Source organism: Staphylococcus sp. HMSC057A08, from assembly GCF_001812925.1.
In the GTDB taxonomy this organism is placed as follows: Bacteria; Bacillota; Bacilli; order Staphylococcales; family Staphylococcaceae; genus Staphylococcus; species Staphylococcus hominis.
In genome coordinates this window covers 12940-15540 of record NZ_KV810849.1, presented here as the reverse complement: position 1 = coordinate 15540, position 2601 = coordinate 12940, and the positions used below count along the sequence as shown (strand labels likewise).

Annotated in this window: 2 protein-coding genes and 1 pseudogene; 2 read left to right on the top strand and 1 reads right to left on the bottom strand. The window is 24.0% G+C overall.

The window, feature by feature from the left end; genetic code table 11:
• A partial coding sequence (locus HMPREF2881_RS11460; protein ID WP_141752622.1) for an LPXTG cell wall anchor domain-containing protein occupies positions 1-154 on the top strand: 154 nt, incomplete at its 5' end.
• A 104-nt stretch (positions 155-258) separates the two neighbouring features.
• The gene (locus tag HMPREF2881_RS04045; protein ID WP_002488036.1) at positions 259-1881 is read left to right on the top strand and encodes a hypothetical protein; all 1623 of its coding nucleotides are present in this window, start codon (positions 259-261) and stop codon (positions 1879-1881) included.
• A gap of 500 nt (positions 1882-2381) precedes the next feature.
• On the opposite strand, the pseudogene HMPREF2881_RS04040 reads toward HMPREF2881_RS04045, so the two are convergent.
• Positions 2382-2601: pseudogene (locus HMPREF2881_RS04040) on the bottom strand (IS5/IS1182 family transposase); the annotation flags it as partial.

Below are 2601 nucleotides of genomic sequence, written 5' to 3'. Positions count from 1 at the left end.
AGATTCTGACAGCGATAGCGACTCAGATTCAGATAAAAAATTACCAGATACTGGTGAAAATAATTCTAATGGTGTTTTATTTGGATCAATGTTTGCTGGTTTAGGTGCTTTACTATTAGGCAAACGTCGTAAAAGAGAAAACAAAGAAAAATAATTATGCTATTTTAATTAGTTAAAAGTTAAAAGCTAGGTCTAAATGGCCTGGCTTTTAATTTTCTATTAATAAATAAAATAAGTTTTGTAATAGGAGATAAATAAATGGATATTGAAAGTAGAGTAGATAAATTAATTAGTTATATAGAAAATACTACTGAAATTAAAAATAAAATTTTTCTTAGTTTAGGAAATTCTAATATCAAAGCTACTGTCAAATTATTAAAAAAACCAAATTATCTTAAAAGAAATGTTATAAATGAGATACAGAAATTTAGAAAAAAAACTGGAAAATATCCAATTTGGATAAAGTTAGATATTGTTATAAAAAGTGAAAAAATATTATTTGAAAAAGTGAGTAATGAAATAATTAAAACAAGAAGAAATTATGTAGATTTTGGTGTAGCTTTTGATGATTATTGGGATTTATCATTTTTACCAGAGGAAATCAATGCCAATGCATTTGTCAAACCAATAGAAAATAATGGGAAAAAGAAACTGATTTTGTCAGAAAAAAATATTAATAATTATTTAAGAAAATATACAAATCATAAGAAAAGTTTTAATTATGATTTCTATGAAAATAAAGAAGTTATTAAATTTTATACCAAAGGGTTTATGTTAGAGGAAAAGGATGTTTTCGAACTATATAGCGAGGGATACAAAAAAGGCTTAAGAAAAACACAGGATCTATATAAAGAAATAGATAAATTGATAAAAAGCGGCACACATTTTTTAAAAAATATGATTTTAGATAATGGAAGATATATTTATGGTTATTTTCCTCATTTTGATAATGAGATAAACTTTTATAATATATTGAGACATTCTTCTTCTACGTATGCATTAGTTGAAGGATTAGGATATATAGGAGAAAATTTATCACCAGTAGAGCGAGCAATAGATTATATAATAGAAAATAATTTTTATGAAAAGGATAATATAGGATATATATTTGATGATACTGAAGAACTTAATGAAATTAAACTAGGCCAAAATGCGGCATTTATATTCGCAATTTGTGAATATTTAAAATATAGAAAAAATGATTATTATCTTAATATTGCTCAAAAAACTGCTCGTGGTATCTTATCTATGATTAACAAATCCACTTATGAAACTACTCATATTTTAAACTATCCAGATTTAACCGTGAAAGAAAAATTTAGAATTATTTATTATGATGGTGAAGCAGCATTAGCTTTGTTACGATTATATCAGCAAGATAATGATGAAGTTTGGTTAAATGTTGTTAAAAAATTGTTAGATCATTTTATAAAAAAGGAGTATTGGCAATATCATGATCATTGGCTAGGTTATTGTACAAATGAATTAGTACAAATCGCTCCTAAAGAAGAATACTTTGAGTTTGGTATTAAGAATGTTAATAATTACTTAGATTATATTGAGCAACGTGAAACAACATTCCCAACATTTTTAGAAATGTTAATGGCAACATATAAATTAATCCAAAAAGCTAAGGAAACAGGTTTTGATTATGTAGTGAATAATTTAGTAGATGAACAAAGACTAGTTGATGTGATTCATACAAGAGCTGATTATCAACGTACTGGTTTCTTTTATCCCGAAGTAGCAATGTATTTTAAAAAGCCTAGTCGAGTTCTTGGTAGCTTCTTTATCAAACATCATGGGTATCGAGTAAGAATAGATGACATTGAACACTATGTCTCTGGATACGTACAATTTCGAAAAATTTTTAAAAAATAAATATATTTCTATATTTAGTAGAATTTGTATGGAACGTTAATCAGTGAATTATTTAAAAATTTTTTCTTGTATTGTATATCAAAAATACTTTTTAACTCTTTATAAGTAGATGAAAAAAATACATCTTGTGATAATTATTAGTACAAGATGTATTTTTAAATAATAATTCGAATTTTTGAGTATTGTTTTAAAATTATTATTTAAAATAATTGGTTATCATATATAATATATTAGAAAAGAATGTTTAAAATTCTAGAATCTTATAAATCAAATTAATAACTATGGCTTATTTCTATTTTTTCATTTATTTAAAGATTTTTAATTTTTAGATGTTTAGTTTTATAGTGCTAAGTAAAATTACATAAATTTTTGATGAACATTTTTTAATTTTATTATTTTATAATTTCTAAATTTTATATTTATTTCTCTTAGTGATAAATCGTTTTATTTAATTAATGTATTTTTTAAGTATATTTTAGTTTTTAAAAAATAGAATTACATTAAAGGATCCTGGGCATAAAGTTTCTGGATAAGTGATAAAAGACAATTTCTATTGAAATAATATAGAAATTGTCTTTTTTATAATTTTTTTGATTATTTTCAGCTCGTCGAGCTGCTACTTTTCTTATATTAAGTGCCATTAATACAAATCCTAGTTCTCTTTTGGCTTTATTTATCCCTCGAACGGACATTCGAGTGAAACCCAAAATAGCCTTCATA